Annotated in this window: 18 protein-coding genes; all 18 read right to left on the reverse strand. The window is 37.6% G+C overall.

Translation table 11 applies throughout. The features are described from left to right. Positions 1-182: 182 nt before the first annotated feature. Positions 183-776, reverse strand: coding sequence for a DUF1405 domain-containing protein (locus ACJ2A9_RS10095; RefSeq protein WP_441421524.1), 594 nt, complete (start codon positions 774-776; stop codon positions 183-185). Between the two features lie 115 nt (positions 777-891). Then, the gene (locus ACJ2A9_RS10100; protein ID WP_441421525.1) at positions 892-1,665 is read right to left on the reverse strand and encodes a c-type cytochrome; all 774 of its coding nucleotides are present in this window, start codon (positions 1,663-1,665) and stop codon (positions 892-894) included. Positions 1,666-1,707: 42 nt separating this feature from the next. After that, positions 1,708-2,379 carry a menaquinol-cytochrome c reductase cytochrome b subunit gene (gene qcrB / locus ACJ2A9_RS10105; protein WP_441421526.1) on the reverse strand — a complete coding sequence of 224 codons (672 nt, stop codon included), beginning with the start codon at positions 2,377-2,379 and terminating at the stop codon, positions 1,708-1,710. A 15-nt stretch (positions 2,380-2,394) separates the two neighbouring features. After that, the gene (locus ACJ2A9_RS10110) at positions 2,395-2,892 is read right to left on the reverse strand and encodes a ubiquinol-cytochrome c reductase iron-sulfur subunit (protein ID WP_441421527.1); all 498 of its coding nucleotides are present in this window, start codon (positions 2,890-2,892) and stop codon (positions 2,395-2,397) included. 120 nt (positions 2,893-3,012) lie between these two features. Continuing rightward, entirely contained in the window at positions 3,013-3,492 is a 480-nt protein-coding gene (locus ACJ2A9_RS10115; protein WP_441421528.1) for a YpiF family protein, read from the reverse strand. Positions 3,493-3,691: 199 nt separating this feature from the next. Continuing rightward, a complete protein-coding gene (locus ACJ2A9_RS10120) occupies positions 3,692-4,231 on the reverse strand; it encodes a ReoY family proteolytic degradation factor (RefSeq protein ID WP_441421529.1) in 540 nt (179 codons plus the stop codon). 183 nt (positions 4,232-4,414) lie between these two features. Then, the gene (locus ACJ2A9_RS10125) at positions 4,415-5,458 is read right to left on the reverse strand and encodes a hypothetical protein (protein WP_441421530.1); all 1,044 of its coding nucleotides are present in this window, start codon (positions 5,456-5,458) and stop codon (positions 4,415-4,417) included. A gap of 50 nt (positions 5,459-5,508) precedes the next feature. Further along, positions 5,509-6,783 (reverse strand): tetratricopeptide repeat protein, encoded by a 1,275-nt coding sequence (locus ACJ2A9_RS10130; RefSeq protein WP_441421531.1) that lies wholly within the window; start codon positions 6,781-6,783, stop codon positions 5,509-5,511. Between the two features lie 147 nt (positions 6,784-6,930). Then, positions 6,931-7,854 (reverse strand): hypothetical protein, encoded by a 924-nt coding sequence (locus ACJ2A9_RS10135; RefSeq protein ID WP_441421532.1) that lies wholly within the window; start codon positions 7,852-7,854, stop codon positions 6,931-6,933. 419 nt (positions 7,855-8,273) lie between these two features. Further along, positions 8,274-9,566, reverse strand: a complete 1,293-nt coding sequence (aroA, locus tag ACJ2A9_RS10140; protein WP_441421533.1) for a 3-phosphoshikimate 1-carboxyvinyltransferase — start codon at positions 9,564-9,566, stop codon at positions 8,274-8,276. An 11-nt stretch (positions 9,567-9,577) separates the two neighbouring features. Further along, positions 9,578-10,678 (reverse strand): prephenate dehydrogenase, encoded by a 1,101-nt coding sequence (locus ACJ2A9_RS10145; protein ID WP_441421534.1) that lies wholly within the window; start codon positions 10,676-10,678, stop codon positions 9,578-9,580. Positions 10,679-10,689: 11 nt separating this feature from the next. Continuing rightward, the gene (hisC, locus tag ACJ2A9_RS10150) at positions 10,690-11,787 is read right to left on the reverse strand and encodes a histidinol-phosphate transaminase (RefSeq protein ID WP_441421535.1); all 1,098 of its coding nucleotides are present in this window, start codon (positions 11,785-11,787) and stop codon (positions 10,690-10,692) included. Between the two features lie 162 nt (positions 11,788-11,949). Then, on the reverse strand, positions 11,950-12,756 hold the full coding sequence (trpA, locus tag ACJ2A9_RS10155) for a tryptophan synthase subunit alpha (RefSeq protein WP_441421536.1): 807 nt from the start codon (positions 12,754-12,756) through the stop codon (positions 11,950-11,952). Then, positions 12,749-13,945, reverse strand: a complete 1,197-nt coding sequence (gene trpB / locus ACJ2A9_RS10160) for a tryptophan synthase subunit beta (RefSeq protein ID WP_441421537.1) — start codon at positions 13,943-13,945, stop codon at positions 12,749-12,751. The genes trpA and trpB overlap by 8 nt, the downstream gene beginning before the upstream one ends. Beyond that, a complete protein-coding gene (locus ACJ2A9_RS10165; RefSeq protein WP_441421538.1) occupies positions 13,946-14,590 on the reverse strand; it encodes a phosphoribosylanthranilate isomerase in 645 nt (214 codons plus the stop codon). It abuts the gene before it with no gap. Continuing rightward, positions 14,565-15,341: an indole-3-glycerol phosphate synthase TrpC gene (gene trpC / locus ACJ2A9_RS10170; RefSeq protein WP_441421539.1), complete on the reverse strand. Its 777-nt coding sequence runs from the start codon at positions 15,339-15,341 to the stop codon at positions 14,565-14,567. The genes ACJ2A9_RS10165 and trpC overlap by 26 nt, the downstream gene beginning before the upstream one ends. Next, positions 15,334-16,359, reverse strand: coding sequence for an anthranilate phosphoribosyltransferase (gene trpD, locus ACJ2A9_RS10175; RefSeq protein ID WP_441421540.1), 1,026 nt, complete (start codon positions 16,357-16,359; stop codon positions 15,334-15,336). Before trpD ends, trpC begins: the two co-directional genes overlap by 8 nt. Beyond that, a complete protein-coding gene (trpE, locus tag ACJ2A9_RS10180; RefSeq protein ID WP_441421541.1) occupies positions 16,352-17,872 on the reverse strand; it encodes an anthranilate synthase component I in 1,521 nt (506 codons plus the stop codon). Before trpE ends, trpD begins: the two co-directional genes overlap by 8 nt. Positions 17,873-18,037: the final 165 nt, after the last annotated feature.

Below are 18,037 nucleotides of genomic sequence, written 5' to 3' on the forward strand. Positions count from 1 at the left end.
GAAAAAGGACAAGACATACGAATTTAGAATTGAAAATTTAAAATGTAGAATTGTGAGGGAATATTCAGGATAAGATTTAGTTTAGAGTTTAGAATGTAGAGTTTAGAGTTTTTTTGGTTTTTTCACGATGGCTTCAAAGAAAAACTTACACTAATTCTACATTCTAAATTCTAAATTTTAAATTACAATTTAAGCTTGAGTCTTCTTTCCCGTACACCGAATAGGTAAACGATGGCGATTGAAAAGATACTTAACCAAAATGTGAAGTAGCCGATATGCGGAACGTATTCGTGTAAACTGCGCGATACCCATGGATGCATCATGAAGACATAATCAATCACATCATTATGTAATGTCCAAAGTGCCGCTATAATAAGATGACCAATTTTTATTCGGAAAAAAGGAGCATAAAGTACAGCTTGTACTGCCATTCCTAAATGAGAAAATATTAACATATAATTTTGCCACGTCAATTGATCTCCAGTAACCCCAGCAGCTATATTCATCACGACTGCCCAAATTCCGTATTTAATTAGGGTAACCGCTGCAAAAGCTTCCATTAATGGCCAATTTTTCTTCATAAAGAACAGGATGAGGACGATCAAAAAAAACAAACTAGCCGTAGGACTATCAGGAACAAACAATAAAAATTGACTGGGAGTGATCGCTAACTGATCTTTATACCACCAATACCCATAGATTGTTCCAAAAAAGTTAACAACAATTAACGCAAGCAGAACCCAACGTTGTCGAAATAGTAATAAAATAGTGTTCATTAAAAAATTTATCTCCTTTTATATTTAAATGCTATGTATTAGGATAGTTGAACTCTTATTATATCCCTTATTCCTTCAAAAAAAAGCTGACTAATTAAATAGTCAGCTTTCATCATTATTCAGGTTGTCCATCTGCTGAAATAAACTCAGCTAAAATTTGAAGTTCTTCTTCAGTACCATCAAATAATCCGCCAGGCATTGCACCTTTACCATTCGTAATAATCTCAATGATTTCTTCAGGTGTGTAGTCATGCTCAAACATTGATGGTGCTGCTGCACCACCCATCATGTTATCACCATGACAGCCAATACAAGACCCTTGAGTCGAATAGATTTGATATCCTTCTGCATCCGTATCAACTTCAACTTCTTCTACAATTTTTCCATACTCAGCTGCAGCTTCCCAATCGTGTTGAGCTACTGATTCCCAAGTAAGATAAATTGAAGAAAGTAATGCTAAAATCATTAATCCAGAAGCAATTGGACGACGATAGAAACGACGTTCCTTTCCTGTATCTAGGAATGGAGCAAGTAGTAATGCACCAAATGCTAGTCCAGGCATAATCACTGCACCAATAACAGTGAAATCACCAGAAACGTATTTATACTTCAATAATTGATATAAGAATAAGAAATACCAGTCAGGAAGTGGTATGTATCCTGTATCCGTAGGATCTGCAACGCGTTCTAATGGCGATGGATGGGCAATTGTTAAACAAAGATACCCAACTAAAAATACCGCACCAACCATCCATTCTTTTAATAGGAAGTTTGGCCAAAACGCTTCCGTTTTCCCTGGATATTCAGAGTAATCTTTTGGAATATTCGGCATTCTCTCAGCTGGAACACGAGAATCACCGACAAACTTCATCCCTTTACCCTTATGCATTGTTTTCCCTCCTTTTATATTATTTTCAAAGAACAATTAATTTTATAGAGGACCAGAAATACCTTGTTTACGAATCATTACAAAGTGAGCACCTAGAAGTCCGAATAAAGCTGCTGGTAGGAAGAACACATGAATCGCAAAGAAACGTGTTAATGTTTGCGCCCCAATAATTTCTCCACCTGCTAGTAATGTCTTGGCAACGCCACCAATTACTGGTACAGCTTCAGCAATTTGCAGACCTACAACAGTTGCAAAGTAAGCTTTCATATCCCATGGTAATAAGTACCCTGTGAATCCTAAGCCTAACATGACGAAGAAAATAAGAACTCCAACCATCCAGTTTAATTCACGAGGTTTCTTATATGAACCTGTGAAGAATACACGAAGCGTATGAAGGAACATCATTACGATTACTAAACTTGCTCCCCAGTGGTGCATTCCGCGTACAATTACTCCAAATGCTACTTCGTTTTGTAAATAATAAACGGATTGATATGCATTAATGATATCAGGAACATAATACATCGTTAAAAACATTCCTGATAAAACTTGAATGACGGTGATAAAAAATGTTAAACCACCGAAACAATAAACGAACGCTGAAAAGTGATGTGCCGGGTTAACATGCTCAGGCACTTCATGGTCAGCTATATCGCGCCAGACAGGCGTAATATCCAGTCGTTCGTCTACCCAATCATAGATTTTTTGTAACATGAATTACGCCCCTCCTTATCGTGCGATTGGTTTTCCTAAATAAAGTGTACCATCAATAACTTCCTGCTCATATACAGATAACGGAGCTGTTGGTGGTGTACCAGGTACGTTCGTACCATCTTTTGTAAATAAACCAAAGTGACATGGACAGAAGAAATGGTCAGGATTTGCTGCATCCGTATCCCAGTTAACTGTACAGCCTAAGTGTGTACAAATTGGCGATAAAGCAATAATTTGATCGCCTTCTTTATAAATCCAAGCTGATCGTGTTACTTCAGAAGTATACCAACCATCGACTTGCTCAAATTTAAAGTCTTTACGTTGTGGCTCAGTAGTAATATCCGCTACTGACATTACTGGAATCATTTCTTGATCTGCTCCTGCTTTAAGAGCTGGATCAATCGCAAAACGCACCATAGGCATTAACATACCAGCCGCCATAAAACCACCAACACCAGTTAAGGTATAAGTTAAAAATTGACGACGTGATACTTTGTGTTCTTTTTCACTCATCTTCTCTTTCCCCCCCAACATTATGGATTAAGTCCATCCGGACAATTTACATATATACTAGGACATACCAATGATAGCTCAAGATCTCATATACTGTCAATATGATGATGAGTAAATTTGTCAGTCTCTGCTATCTTTTGGCCCATTTTGCCACTTGGATGTAATAATAGGGATTAACTGCTTAATTTGATCCGACACTGTTTGCATTCGATACTTTTCATCCATATGCTCCAATGGAATAGAAGGCAGCCAAATCAAAGTATCGGACAAGTCCGTTTCAACGCTTTTCCACTCAACATCAGAAGTAATATAAACTATATGAGCAAACCCATTTCCTGTTAATTCTTTTTCCCAGCTTGTTAATCGTTCTACTTTAGATCTGATCGGTTCATCTTTTAAGTATGTAAATGGCGGGAACATAAAGATTCGTCCTTTGAACTGCCTCTCCAATTCATCAGTTATGATTGAAATAAACTCACCCATTGAAACCGTTAATTTCACATCACTTTTCCATGATATTGGTAATAACGGTATTACTGCCGTATCAACATACTCTTTTGATTGTAAATATGTATCAATTTCTTCAGCTTGCCATTTCATCATTTTCTTCCTTTCTTTTTAGTATCTCACATTGATCAATTTTAACACATTTGAAAAAGATTTCTTTCTTAAATTATCTCAATTTGAAAAAAACATGCTAACTTATTAAAAATATGTCAATTATGTGTCCGAATTAAGCGAATGCCTAAAAACAGGCATCAAAAAATGGCTTAGAGACATTCCCTAAGCCATTTGCCATTTATTTCAGTTGGTTTAACTGGTTTGATAACTCTATAAACCTTTCTCTATCATTTCGTTCCAACGCTTCATCAATCGCCTCTAATAGCTGTCTTCTTTGAAAATCCATCATAACCTTATCAAGGATAATCTCAGCTAAAACACTATTGACTTGGTTCGATTCATCATTAACTGGCAAAAATGGGTTTTCTTCCAAAACAGCCGCATATTGCGGATTTGTTTTTGCACCTGAAAAATTCAGTTGAATATAAACATCTTCGTCACTATTCAAGCGAATGTCATGAAAACATTTCTCAGCATCCATTGTTACATGCTGCTCTTTATGGTATGTAAATGGAATGCTATCAACATCATTTGCAGAAATAATTAACCCTTTAGGACAGTATTCTGCATGCTCTACAAAATGAACTTTTTCCATAAGTGCATCATCACTTAATAAGTAATTTAACAACCATGCACATTCCCGTCTTTTTAATTGGTGCTTATTAAGAAACCAATTAAGAAAATCCTTCTTTTCTACTACAGAAATGATGAAACTCATTCCAATCCCTCCCCATATGTCAATGTTTTTTTAATAACACCTTTTAGTATTCATTTGGGATAAGCAACGATTGATTAGTAAAAACAAGAAAAGACTATGACATGTAATTCTTAATATATAATTCAATATTGCAGTCAATAAATCCTGCTTTTTCTAATCATTTCATTGAGAAAGTTTTGTTTTTTACAGAGTTGTTAACATTGGATATGCTTTTGAGGGTGTAACATAAACTTCACCACTCACATCGATAAAACGAATAATTTCGAGGTGGTTAAGCATACCAAAAAGACGCTTAGTGATGATATCGTTTTCTGAATCAAAATAGTATTGACTAATACACGGCCGTAATATGTTGATAACCATTTCTGTAGATACGGCTTTCCCTTCCTGTAAGCAAGCTTTCAAATAAGAATACAAAAATGGAAATTGCGGAACTGCCTGCTTGTATAGCTTCAACCAATAACGAACAACGTCTTGCATTAATGCTGACGGTGTCATTCGATCAAGTTCCTTAATTTTGTCAGTTGTTACAAGCAGCTGTTCAGGTGATTCCTGAATCCAGCCCTTCATGTAGCAATAATCATATATTAATGAAAAACGGCTTGGATAGTGGTGGAAATGTCTGCCATAACCAAATCTCCACTGCTCATTTGGCATCTCTTCCTTCTTATCAAATTGATTAATTATTATATGAAAATCTCTCTTATGAAGAATTCCCGTCTTTGTTAATGGTAAGGAGCTTTCACTAATATAATCAATAAAAGTGAGAAGGTCATTACAAAAACTAAACATATTATCCATTCCGTCCTCTTGCGGGACAAAGAGTGCTGACTGTAACACCGGAAGTAAAGAAACTTCTTTTAAACGTTTCTTTACTTGTGCAGGAATAACATAGGAATCAATGACTGTCGGAAACAGCCACCCAACAGTTATTAATTCATTTAAGACTTTCTTATAATTGGACTTTCCGGTACTAGTCACCATTGCGGATAATTCCACTTTTGAAAACACAAACTTTTCGTGAAAACAACATTGCATAATAAGTGACTTTGCACTCTCTGATAAATGCATGAAGATCGATTGTGCTGCACCTTCATCTAACAGCTTAGGGTAAAGCTCTTCAATGACCTCTCTCTTTGAGTTTCGATTACAAGTAGTATCATATGTATTTAATAATTGTACGAGCTGATTTCGGTCTTGAAAAAGCAATGTTTCCATTAAATCCATAAAACCCCACCGTTCTTTTTTCTATTAGTATGAACGGATATTTCAATCTTTTATTCATTGAATGCAGAGTCAAGGTCAATAATTCTCTCTTCTATATCTATACGTGCCGGATCAAGCTTATACGCCTTTTTCAACATTTCTACTGCTTCTTTTCGATTGCCAATTTCTAGTAGAACATAACTATATTCTTCTAAAAACTCAACATCTTCCTGAAAATGAGAATATGCTTTTTTATATAATGTGCTCGCTTCATCCAATTGATCCTCTTCATACTTTGCATTCGCCAAGTACCAATCAAATAACGGGTCTTCTTCTCCGTATTGTTGACAATGTTCGATCAAGTCAATCAACTCAGAATACCTTTCTTCATGCTTTAATAATGCTGACAATGTTTGAATCCCTTCGAAATGAGAAGGATTCAATGCCAGTAAACGACGTAAATAGTCTTCAGCTTTTTCTGGATCCTTCATTTTTAAACTTAACTTAGCAGCAGCCAGTAACAGTGCTTCATTATAGTCATCAATCTTCATACCGTCTTCCAACGTTTGTAATGCTTTGTCAAATAGATGCTCTGCCTCATAGGCTTTTGCTAGATACGGGTATAAACTACTATAATCTGGATCAATTCCTTTCAACCGTTGAAATTGTTCAATTGCAACTTTATGTTGCTCAAGCTGATAGGCAGTATAACCATAACCAAATAAAGATGACACGTCAACTTGGTCTTCTAACCCCTGTTCATAGTAGGTAATTGCATCCTCGAATTGTCCACTTGCACTATATGCCTCTGCTAATCGAAGCTCAATGTTACAGTCCGGTAATTGCTCTCGTTTCGATAGTGCCTGTTTATAATAAGGAATACTTTTCAAAAAATCACCACGGTCAAGGTAAAATTCCCCTAATCCAAATGAAATAATTGGTTCTTCTGGAGCGTGATGTTTAGCGAGTTGCAGCTTCTGTTCTGCCACTTCGTCTAACCCTTGTAATTGATAGAGATCGGCTAATAATAACTGTGCCCTCAAATATTCACGATCATTACTCTTAATTTCTAATAACATTTCAATGGCTTCATCCTCTTCATCAAGATCGATCAATAATTCTGCTGAAAACACATACAGCTCACCTTCATCAGGGTATAACATAATAAGCTCATCAATAATTGTTTTAGCCTTATCTACTAAGCCCCAGTTATAATACAATTCTGCAATTGTATATTTTGTTTCATGGTCAGCTGTAGCCTCAATACTTTCTATCAATGAGAGCCCTTTATCTACATCACCATTTTCAACATATTGAATCGCTTGATTTAACGTTGTAGTCGTCATTAACTCTATCCCTCCTCAATATCCTTTTCCTCTATGTAAAAATATAAGCAAACGGTAACTGTTAATCAAAAAAGAAAAAAACTCCATTTTGAAATGGAGAACGTACTAAAAATTGTTTTTACATCCTTATGTGACATTCAAATGAAGTCATGAATCAACACCATAATAATGCGCCTCTGATATGGGGACAAAGTGACCTGGTACTTTTATTTGTATTTCTTTACCAAATCCAGGACGAATAAAAACTTGTTCTCCAGCTTTTAAAACCACACCACGCAGGACAACTAACGTAGGATTGCCCCTATCATATCGAAAATTTTCAAAATGATCAACAGATGAATCATGATAGAGCAGATAATCTATATCACTGCCAACGAGCAATTCCCCTTTTCTGGGATATAATCCAATCATTTTCATGAGCAGTTTTGATAATGGTACATAATCTTCTGGAAATGAAAGTGTCGTAGAGATTCTTTGTCTATTCATGATTACTTTCCAATAGTTATAAACCTTTTTAGGGTTTTCATTTAACGAAGAGTGTTCTTCATATTGAGGAATAATTAAAATTTGCAGAGGGAACATTGCTTCACGTATTCGTTCCCATTGAACAAGATCAATCTCCTCTAATTCAGAAAAGGAGACAAAAATAATTGGAATTCGCTCCTTTTTACAAATTCTAATTAGATTTGGCGTTAAGTTACGTAGTGATACAGAGAGACTGAGAACATAATCAATTGGACTATTAATCATCTTATGCCTGGCCCGTTTGATATCGGCTTTCAAATCTTTTTCAGTGTCATTTTTACAACAAACAATCACTGTTGTACATCCATTCTTAACTAATGTTTTCATTTCTTCTTTATAATTGCAGTAAGAATCCATTTCTAACAGTTGTGAATCTACTATAATATGACCTGGTGTTAATAGAAAACCCGACATATTTAGCCGCATGTATTTTAAACGGGGCATGCGATCAGAAAAGTATGACACTTTATCGTCTGTTACTAGAAAAGCTTTTTTGACAAATCGATCCTCTTCGGCTTTCATAACGTTATCAATAATATACTTCATTTCCCCTGCTCCCTTCATTCTTCTTATAGACAAGCTATGATTGAAAAACGAAGACTATGCAAAGGTAATCAAGAAAAACGAACCCAAACAAGATCAAACTTTAATGGAGCTAAAACAAAAAAATACCCTGATCGAACACAGTAAGCGCTTTCAATCAGGGTTAGCATATAATATGCTAAAAATAGTAGTATGGATAGGAGTGGAGAGAAACCATACGCTGATTTAATTATATCGAAGTAGAAAAAATAGTCAATACCATTTTCCGAAAAATTAGAATGTAAATATAATTAAAAATTTAAAATGTAGAATGTTGAATGTAGAATTTAGAATTTAGAATTTAGAATTATTGATTGTATTCCATGAAGTTAAAATAAAGAAAGAAAAGTAAGTGACTTAGGCACCTACTTTTCTTTCTATTGCTATTCTTTACGTAAACTCTTGAGATGTTCAAAAAATGTTGGATAAGATACCGCGATGGCTTCAGATTGCTTAACCGTTACCGGTTCAGATGTAATGCATCCAGCAATCGCCATTGTCATACCAATCCGGTGATCACCAAAACTGTCTGTTTCACCGCCATGCAGTGCGTTACCACCTCGGATGATCATTCCATCTTCAGTCGCTTCAATGTTTGCACCGAGTATTTTAAGCTGAGAAACAACTGTATCAATCCGATTCGTTTCTTTAACTTTTAATTCTTCAGCATCTTTAATAATCGTTTCACCACTCGCCTGCGTTGCTAATAATGCAATAATTGGAATTTCATCAATTAATCTCGGGATAATCCCTCCGCCTATTTCAATCCCTTTTAGAGTGGATGTTTCAATTGTTAGATCTGCTACTGGTTCATTGTTAACATCTTTTTCATTCTCAATCGTTAGTGTTGCACCCATTTCTAGCATTACGTCAATAATACCCGTACGCGTTGGGTTCATCCCAACATTCGTAAGTGTAATTTTACTATTTGGGATAATGGCTCCAGCGACTAAAAAGAAAGCAGCAGAAGAAATATCTCCAGGAACAACGATATGACGTCCTTTTAGCTGTTGTCCCCCAGTAACCGAAACCGTTAATCCATCATAGGTAACTTCTACACCAAATGCCTCCAGCATTCGCTCAGTATGGTCACGGGATTTCTCCGGCTCCGTTACAGATGTTTCTCCTTCGCTTTGCAGTCCTGCTAAAAGAATCGCAGATTTCACTTGTGCACTTGCAACTTTGGACTGAAATCGTATCCCCTTCGTATGACCACCACGAATGGATAGCGGTGTCAGGTTACCGTGATCACGACCATCGATTTGTGACCCCATCTCTCGTAATGGTACAGTTACTCTTGACATTGGTCGCTTCGCAATTGACTCATCACCAATAAGAACAGAATGAAATGGTCGTGTCGCTAATATGCCAAGCATAAGCCGGGTTGTTGTTCCTGAATTTCCTACATCAAGGATTTCAGCCGGTTCAGTTAATCCATCCCAGCCATTTCCTTCAATCGTAACCGTATCTTGATTTTGCTTGATTGAAACACCTAACTTTTGAAAGCAGGAAATCGTACTCAAACAATCCTCGCCTGGTAAGAACCCTTCAACCGTTGTCGTACCATTGGCAATTGACCCAAACATAACACTACGATGCGATATAGATTTATCACCAGGAACACGGATCGTCCCTGATAAACCTTTGCTTACTCGTTCAACTGTTTTTTTTGACACAGTTACACCTCCTAAGACGACAAATATGTTTCATAAAGCTGACCTTCGAGGGTTTGCTTCGCATTTTCGCGATCAGCATCCGAACGGAAACTTAGCCGTAATGCCCCCATAATGTCTTCTCTTGTTTCGATGATTCGTATATTTGTAATACTGATACTCTCATTCGCTAATATTCCTGTAACATCAGAAATAACCCCTGGATGATCTGGAACATCGACATAAAGATCATAAAATGAAGGAATCGCACCTTTTTTACGTACTGGTAAATCATCACGAAATTGCTTTGCTTCGGAAAAATATTGTTGAATCTCTTCTTCCTTTGAATCTTTGATAAGCGACTTTACATATTCCATTTCTGTTTGCCATTTATCAAGCATGTCTAACAAACAGTCTTTATTATGTAATAAAATATCCCGCCACATCACCGGACTTCCTGAAGCAATTCGAGTAATATCACGAAAACCGCCGGCTGCTAATTGTGAGACTAATGGATCATCGTTTTCAATTTTGGCAACCTGATGAACAAGACTTGCTGCAATAATGTGAGGAAAATGACTAATCGCTCCAGCAAGCATATCATGCTGTTTTGGTGTAAGCTCAATAAATTTTGCTTTTGTTCCTTTAAGCCAATTCTGTAATTGAATGACTTTATTAATATTCGTATTCTCCATTGGAGTAAGAATATAAAAGGCATTTTCAAATAGGTGTGGTCTGGCTGCCTCTACCCCACTTTTATGCGAACCAGCCATTGGATGCCCGCCTATAAATGTCACACCCTTTTCTTTAAGAATTGCCGCCTTCTCAAAGATTTGCTGTTTTGTGCTTCCGACATCCGTAATAATTACATCTTTTTTCAGGTCATACTTTGCGATTTCACAAAGAATGTCTGTTGTAATCTTTACTGGTGTTGCCAATACAACAAGATCAGCTTCTTTAATGCCTTCCTCAATCGAATTTACTGTTTCATCAATGATTTTCAATGAGCTTGCTATTTGCAATTGCTGTTCATTGACATCATAGCCAATCATATGAACATCGTGCTCTTTTCGAATCGCTAGCGCTATTGACCCGCCGATTAAGCCAAGCCCAATTAAAAATACAGTTCGCTTCACGGTAGCACCACCTAGCTTTTCTTTTTCTCTTCTATAAATGCCGTTAATTCTTGAATGATTCCGTCATTTTCTTCTGTACTTCCAACCGTTATACGGATATATGTCGGGAATCCAAGTGCTTCACCTGAGCGGACAATGTAACCACGTCGTAATAAATAATCAAATAATTCATTACCTGGATGGTTGAAATCAATTAAAATAAAGTTCCCTTGAGAAGGAAAATAAGATAAATTAAAATTTTGACAGAACTGATAATATTGTTCCAATCCTTCACGATTTTTCTTTTTGCATTCATTAATAAATTCTTGATCATCAAGTGCAGCACATGCAGCCACATGAGCCAATGATGTTGTATTAAATGGTGGTCGCGCAGGATCCAGTAAAGAAATTAACTCTTTTGATGCTACCCCATAACCAACACGCAGTGCAGCTAGTCCATAAGCTTTTGAAAAAGTTCGGAGCACCATTAAATTTCCATATTGCTCAAGTAATGGAATCGTATTTGGATAATCATCAGCAACTGCATATTCATAGTAAGCTTCATCAGAAACGACAAGAACATCTTTCGGTACTCTTTTTAGAAAAGAGAGAAAGTCTGTTTCATTATTATATGTTCCAGAAGGATTATTCGGATTACATACCCATACAATACGTGTATTCTCATCAATGGCCGCAAGCATTGCTTCCAAATCATGAACTCCATCTTTCAAAGGAATTTCACGAATCTCCGCACCTTCGATGATAGCATTATGGCCATATTGGGAAAAAGTTGGTGTTGCTGTGACTGTATTTGTCTCAGGAGTTAAAAATGTTCGACATAAAATTTGGATCACTTCATCCGAACCGTTACCAAAAATCAGCTGTTCTCCATTCACACCTAAATGGGCAGCAACCTTTTCCCTTAATGTTCTCGCATAACCATCAGGATAAATTGCTAGGCCGCTAACCGCCTCACAGATTGCATTCTGAGCTTTTTTTGATGATCCAAACGGATTTTCATTGGAAGCCAGCTTGATTACTTTTGTTAATCCTAGTTCTTGTTTCACTTCATCCATAGGCTTCCCAGGCTTGTACGATGGTAAGCCAATTATTTGTTGTTTCGCTTTCATTCCTTGCACCTCTCTCATCATTCATCTTCCATACTTTTTATGGAAATAAGCTTTTCCATATAGCGAGACGGCGGATTCAGCATATACTATGAATCCGCCTAAAGTTTTTTTAATTATACATTATAATTTCTAAATTTTAAATTTTCTTTTATTATCTCTATGTTACGATGAAATGAGCGAGACTACAAACCTTTTTATACGTGAAAGCGCTTCATCTCGACAATTTTTATCAAGCAGCTGATCTTGATGTGCTTCGACCTGCTTAATAATTGCACTTCCGACAATAACTCCATCGCAATAAGGCTCAAGGGCCTCAACCTGACTTCGATTAGAAACACCAAAGCCTACAGCTACTGGTATCTTACTATGTGTTTTAACTTTTTCTAAAAACAAGTTTACTCTCGGGTCAAATTCTTTTCTAACTCCTGTGACCCCAAGTGAGGAAACACAATAGAGAAACCCCTCTGCTTCTCTGGCAATCTTCTCAATCCTTTGATCAGATGTAGGTGCAACAAGGGATATATATGCAATGTGTTCTTCACGGCATCGAACTGCTAGCTCACGACTTTCTTCATATGGCAAGTCAGGGACAAGCAATCCATCTACTCCATTCTTTTTCGCTAATCCAAAGAATTTTTCGATGCCCATTTGTAATAGCGGATTATAATAAGTAAAAATAACGACCGGAATTTTCAAACCTCGCTCACGCATTTGCGAAACAAGTTCGATTCCTTTTTCAAGTGTCATCCCCTGAGCGAGCGCCCGTTTAGCAGATTCCTGAATCACAGGCCCATCAGCTAATGGATCAGAATAAGGAATTCCTAACTCTAATACATGAGCACCCGCCTCTTCCATAGTTAAACCTAGTTCTATCGATACCTCAGGATGAGGGTCACCGGCCATGATAAATGGAATAAATAGATTTTTTTCGTCTTGTACATAGTGTTGAAAACGTTCATTACTACTCACCAGCTTCTCCTCCTATCCGTTTCATTAGCGTATGAACATCTTTATCGCCTCTCCCTGAAAGACAAACAAGTACGCCATCATCAGGTGTCAATTGCTGCGCTCGCTCGAAAGCTTTCGCTAATGCATGAGCGCTTTCAATGGCAGGAATAATTCCTTCAGTCTTTGAAAGCAGTGAAAGTGCTTCTAGCGCTTGTTGATCCGTTACACTTTCATATTTAACCCGTTCAATACTTGCCAAATACGCATGCTCTGGACCAACACCAGGATAATCAAGGCCGGCAGAGATCGAATAAGGCTCGATAATTTGACCAACTTCATCTTGGATTAAGTACGTCAATGAACCGTGAATAACCCCCAAACGTCCTTTTGTAATGGTAGCCGCATGCTTGTCAGTATCAACACCAAGTCCTGCTGCTTCAACCCCGATTAATTTCACATCATCTTGTAAAAAAGGATAGAACATCCCGATCGCATTACTTCCCCCTCCTACACAAGCAACAACTTCAGTCGGTAGCTGACCTTCAAGCTCTAAAAACTGCTTCCTTGCTTCATCTCCGATAATCCGTTGAAAATCACGGACCATTTTTGGATATGGATGCGGTCCAACAACAGAACCAATTAAATAAAATGTATCTTCAACGTGACTAACCCAGTAACGAATCGCTTCGTTTGTTGCATCTTTCAATGTTTTACTGCCTGAAGAGACGGGAATCACTTCTGCACCTAACAATTCCATGCGAAAAACATTTAACGCCTGTCTTTCAATATCCTCTTCTCCCATAAATACTTTACATTCCAGCCCGAACCTTGCAGCTACCGTTGCAGAAGCAACACCATGCTGTCCGGCACCCGTTTCAGCGATAATTTTTTTCTTTCCCATTCTTTTTGCCAATAGCGCTTGCCCAATTGCATTATTGATTTTGTGGGCACCAGTATGGTTTAAGTCTTCACGCTTTAGATAAATCTTTGCTCCGCCAAACTTCTCAGTAAGGTTTTCAGCAAATGTTAATGCAGTAGGACGTCCTGAATATTTACGTAAATGCTCATGGTATTCTGCAATAAAACTTTCATCATTCATTGCCAGTTCCAGCGCTTGTTCTAGCTCATCAAGGGCATTCATTAATGTTTCTGGAACATACTTTCCACCAAATTGCCCAAAGCGCCCAAATTCATCCGGATAGTTCATCATTTATGTCAACCTCTTTTCTAATTGTTCAATCTTCTGCCTGTTTTTTCGTCCGTCTTGTTCAATTCCACTTGATAGATCAATCCCAATTGGTTTATACGGTAACAAGTCACCAATATTCTCAGGATTAATTCCTCCAGCAATCATGATCGGTACACTTTGCTTTTGCGCTTCTTCTATATAGGCCGGAACATATGACCAATCAAAGCGAATTCCCGTTCCACCCCACTGGCTGCTTGTTTTTTTGTCAATCACATAACCATCAGCAACCCCGGCAAATGATCTCATTAATTCAAAGCTTTCTTCGGTATGATGAATGACTTTCCAAACTGGACATGAATATCGTTCTTTCACGCTTTTCAGAAATTGAATCGACTCATGTCCATGTAATTGAAGGATGTCTAAGGATACAGAAGCAAATACCTTATCTAATTCCTTCAAGGTAGGATTCACAAATACACCGACTAGCTTTTGGTTTTCTCTTAGTGCTGTTGCTTTGAGCCATTCCTGTAACTGTTTTGCTTCAACTTGCCGTTTACTTTTCGCAAATACAACCCCAATATAATCGGCACCGCTGTCCACAGTCACTTGTATATCTTCTAATGAATGATTCCCGCAATATTTAAGCAGTGGGCGTGTCAACAGCATTCCCTCCAAATAAGTCAACAATGCCTTGTTCCGGTGTAGATGCTCTCATCAACGACTCCCCAACTAACATCCCGTTAGCTCCGGCTTTGGTAATAAAATCGACATCTTTTTTCGTATGGATTCCGCTTTCACTTATATACAGACTATCTTTAGGAAGAAGGTCAGCCATCTTCTTCGTTTGTTCTAGACTTGTCGTAAATGTTTTTAAATTTCTATTATTTACACCAATGATCTTTGGTGTAAATACACTCAACAACTCTTCTAATTCTGCTTCGGAATGGACTTCAACAAGGCACTCGAGTCCTTTCTCGTAGGCCAATTCATACAACTCATGTAACCGTTCCGCTTCAAAAATACCACCAATAAGTAAAATCGCATCTGCTCCAATTCTAACGCTCTCTTCTATTTGCAGAGGACTAATTATAAAATCCTTTCTCAAAATCGGTAGATTAACTGCCTGCTTTACAGCAGTCAGATAATCACGATGACCTTTAAAGTATATTTGATCAGTTAATATTGAAATCGCATCCGCGCCACCTTTTTCATAGCCATTGGCGATCTCTAGCGGTCGGAAATCTTCTTTGATGATTCCCTTTGATGGCGAAGCTTTTTTTATTTCGGCAATTAAACCAATCTGTCGGTTCGGTTGTTTAATAGCTTCATATAAAGATACATGTGAAAATTCTTTTTCCTCAGGAAGGGATAGCACTTCAAGCTCATCTATTTTTGTCGCAATAATTTGATTAAGCATAGCTTTGATTCTCTCCAGTCTTTTGTAATTTCTGAAACTGCTGTAACACTTGCCCTGATTCTAATGAGTGTTTAACCTGGTCGATACCTTCTTGAATTGATTCTACTCTTTCAGAAACATACAGTCCACATGCAGCATTTAAAATGATAATATTACGAGCGCTTTCGTTACTCTCTCCTCTTAATATCGAATGAATTAACTTCGCGCTTTCACTGCTATTCTTCACTTGAATGTCTGCCATATTCCCCCTTGGTAAACCAAACTGCTCAGGGGTTATCACATATCGGTTAACTATGCCATCGTTTAACTCAACGACATCGGTATGCGTCGTTATCGAACATTCGTCAATCCCTTCTCCACCAGTAACAAATAATGCACGCTTAGTCCCCAGTCGATTCAATGTATGTGCCATTTTTTCAGCAAATTTTGTATCAAATACACCAATAAGCTGATGTTTTGCTCTAGCTGGATTCGTTAATGGTCCAAGTAAATTAAATATCGTTCGAAATCCAATTTCTCGCCTAGGTGTAACTGCATGCTTCATCGCCACATGATAGAGTGGGGCAAATAAAAAGCACATTCCCTTTTCTTTTAGGGCTGTTACAGCTTCTTTCGGTGAACCTTGAATATCAATCTCTAACTGCTCTAAAACATCCGCACTTCCACTCTTCGAGGAAACGGCACGATTACCGTGCTTAGCTACTTTTACTCCGTTTGCCGATAAGACGATTGCCGTTGTTGTAGATACATTAAATGTCCCACTTCCATCCCCGCCTGTACCACACGTATCAATAATGTTCGTTTCGTTATGAGGGATTGTAATAACATGCTCTTGCATCGAACGAGCAAAGCCAACCATTTCATCAACCGTCTCGCCGCGAAAGCGTAAAATTGATAAAAGACTTGAAATTTGACTAGGTGTTGTTTCCCCGCTCATAATTTCATCCATCACTTGTTTTGCTTCATTTTCAGATAATGTAGCTCCTTCAACACATTTTTTTAACACTGATTTAAGCATGAGTATTTGCCCCCTTTTTTCCGAACATGTTTTCAGCTGTTTCGATCGCTTTAAGTAACGCTTTTGCCTTATTGCACGTTTCTTCATATTCCAGTTCTGGAACAGAATCAGCAACAATTCCAGCCCCTGCTTGCACGTAAGCTTTGTTGTCTTTGATCACCATCGTTCTAATTGCAATACACGAATCGACGTTCCCATCATAACCAAGATAGCCAATAGCCCCGGCATAAATATTCCGTTCCGTTGGCTCAATTTCTTGTAAAATTTCCATTGCCCTTATTTTCGGCGCTCCTGAAACAGTCCCTGCTGGAAACGATGCTCGCAGCGCCTCAATTGGATGAACATTTTTGGCTAATTGCCCGGTTACCTTGGAAATGATGTGCATAACGTGAGAGAACTTTCCTATCTCCATTAGTACCGGAACTTGAACAGATCCATATTCAGCAACTCTGCCTACATCATTTCTTGCTAAATCGACAAGCATATAATGTTCTGCTCTCTCTTTTTCGTCAGCTAATAATTCTTCTGCCAACTGTTGATCTTCTTCCTTTGTTTGACCACGCCTTCTAGTACCCGCAATTGGATGAATTTCAACATGACCGTCCTGGATTTGAACCAGCCTCTCAGGAGAGCTACCAACTACCTCCTGATCACCTATTTTTAAATAAAACAGATAAGGAGAAGGATTAATCATTCTAAGAACTCGATACAGCTCTAATCCTGTTACTGTAATTTCTTTTTCAAATCGTTGTGAAAGGACCGCTTGAAAAATATCGCCTGACCGAATGTATTCTTTAATTTTTTCAACGTCTTGCAAAAATTTGCTTCGTTCATAGTTTGATTTTACGGATGTAAAGTCAACATCGGTCACCTCAGATGGCGGACTAAACAGTTTCGTCTCTTTCTTCATAGAAGTTATCTTACTTACAATTGCTTCAATTCTTGCGATTGCACGATGATAAATACTTTCACGCTGTTGCTCATCTTTATTTTGAACACGTGCATGATGAATCATATATAATTCCTTTTTTGTATGGTCATATGAAATAATCGTCTCACAAAAGATAAAATGATGGGTTGATTTTTGCGCTCCTTTTTGTTGTTTTCTCAGTACAGGCTCAAACTTACTAACTGCGTCGTAAGCAATATAACCAACAGCTCCACCACGAAATGGAATCGGTGTATTTACAGGCTTCACATTCAAGTAGGAAATGGCACCATCAAAAGCTTGTTGGAAGCTTTCCTTTGCAAACAAATCACGGCCTTGATTGTCTTTTAAGACATATTGATCATCATGTTCTTCCAATGATAAAAATGGATCCAGCCCAATAAATGAATAACGTGACCATGGTGATTGCTCATCTTTACTCTCCAGTATAAAAGAAGCTTCGCCTTCGAGTTGTTGGAAAATCTGTATAGGGGTTAATGTATCAGCAAAGAAATGGCTGACAACAGGAATTGTATGATACATTTTTGCATCAGCTAAAAATGAAGGTAATGTAGTTTGATTCATGTAATTCTCACCTCTCCATATGGATTGTGAGAATGAAGAAAGAATTGAAGGAAAAAAATATGAAGGAATAAGGTAGCTATTCAGAAATAGAAATAACAGCATCTAGTATGGGCCGAAGTATGCATTATTAAATATAAAAAACCCTAAGACCAAATAAGCCTTAGG

This window comes from Anaerobacillus sp. MEB173 (assembly GCF_052119505.1).
In the GTDB taxonomy this organism is placed as follows: domain Bacteria; phylum Bacillota; class Bacilli; order Bacillales; family JBJMAU01; genus JBJMAU01.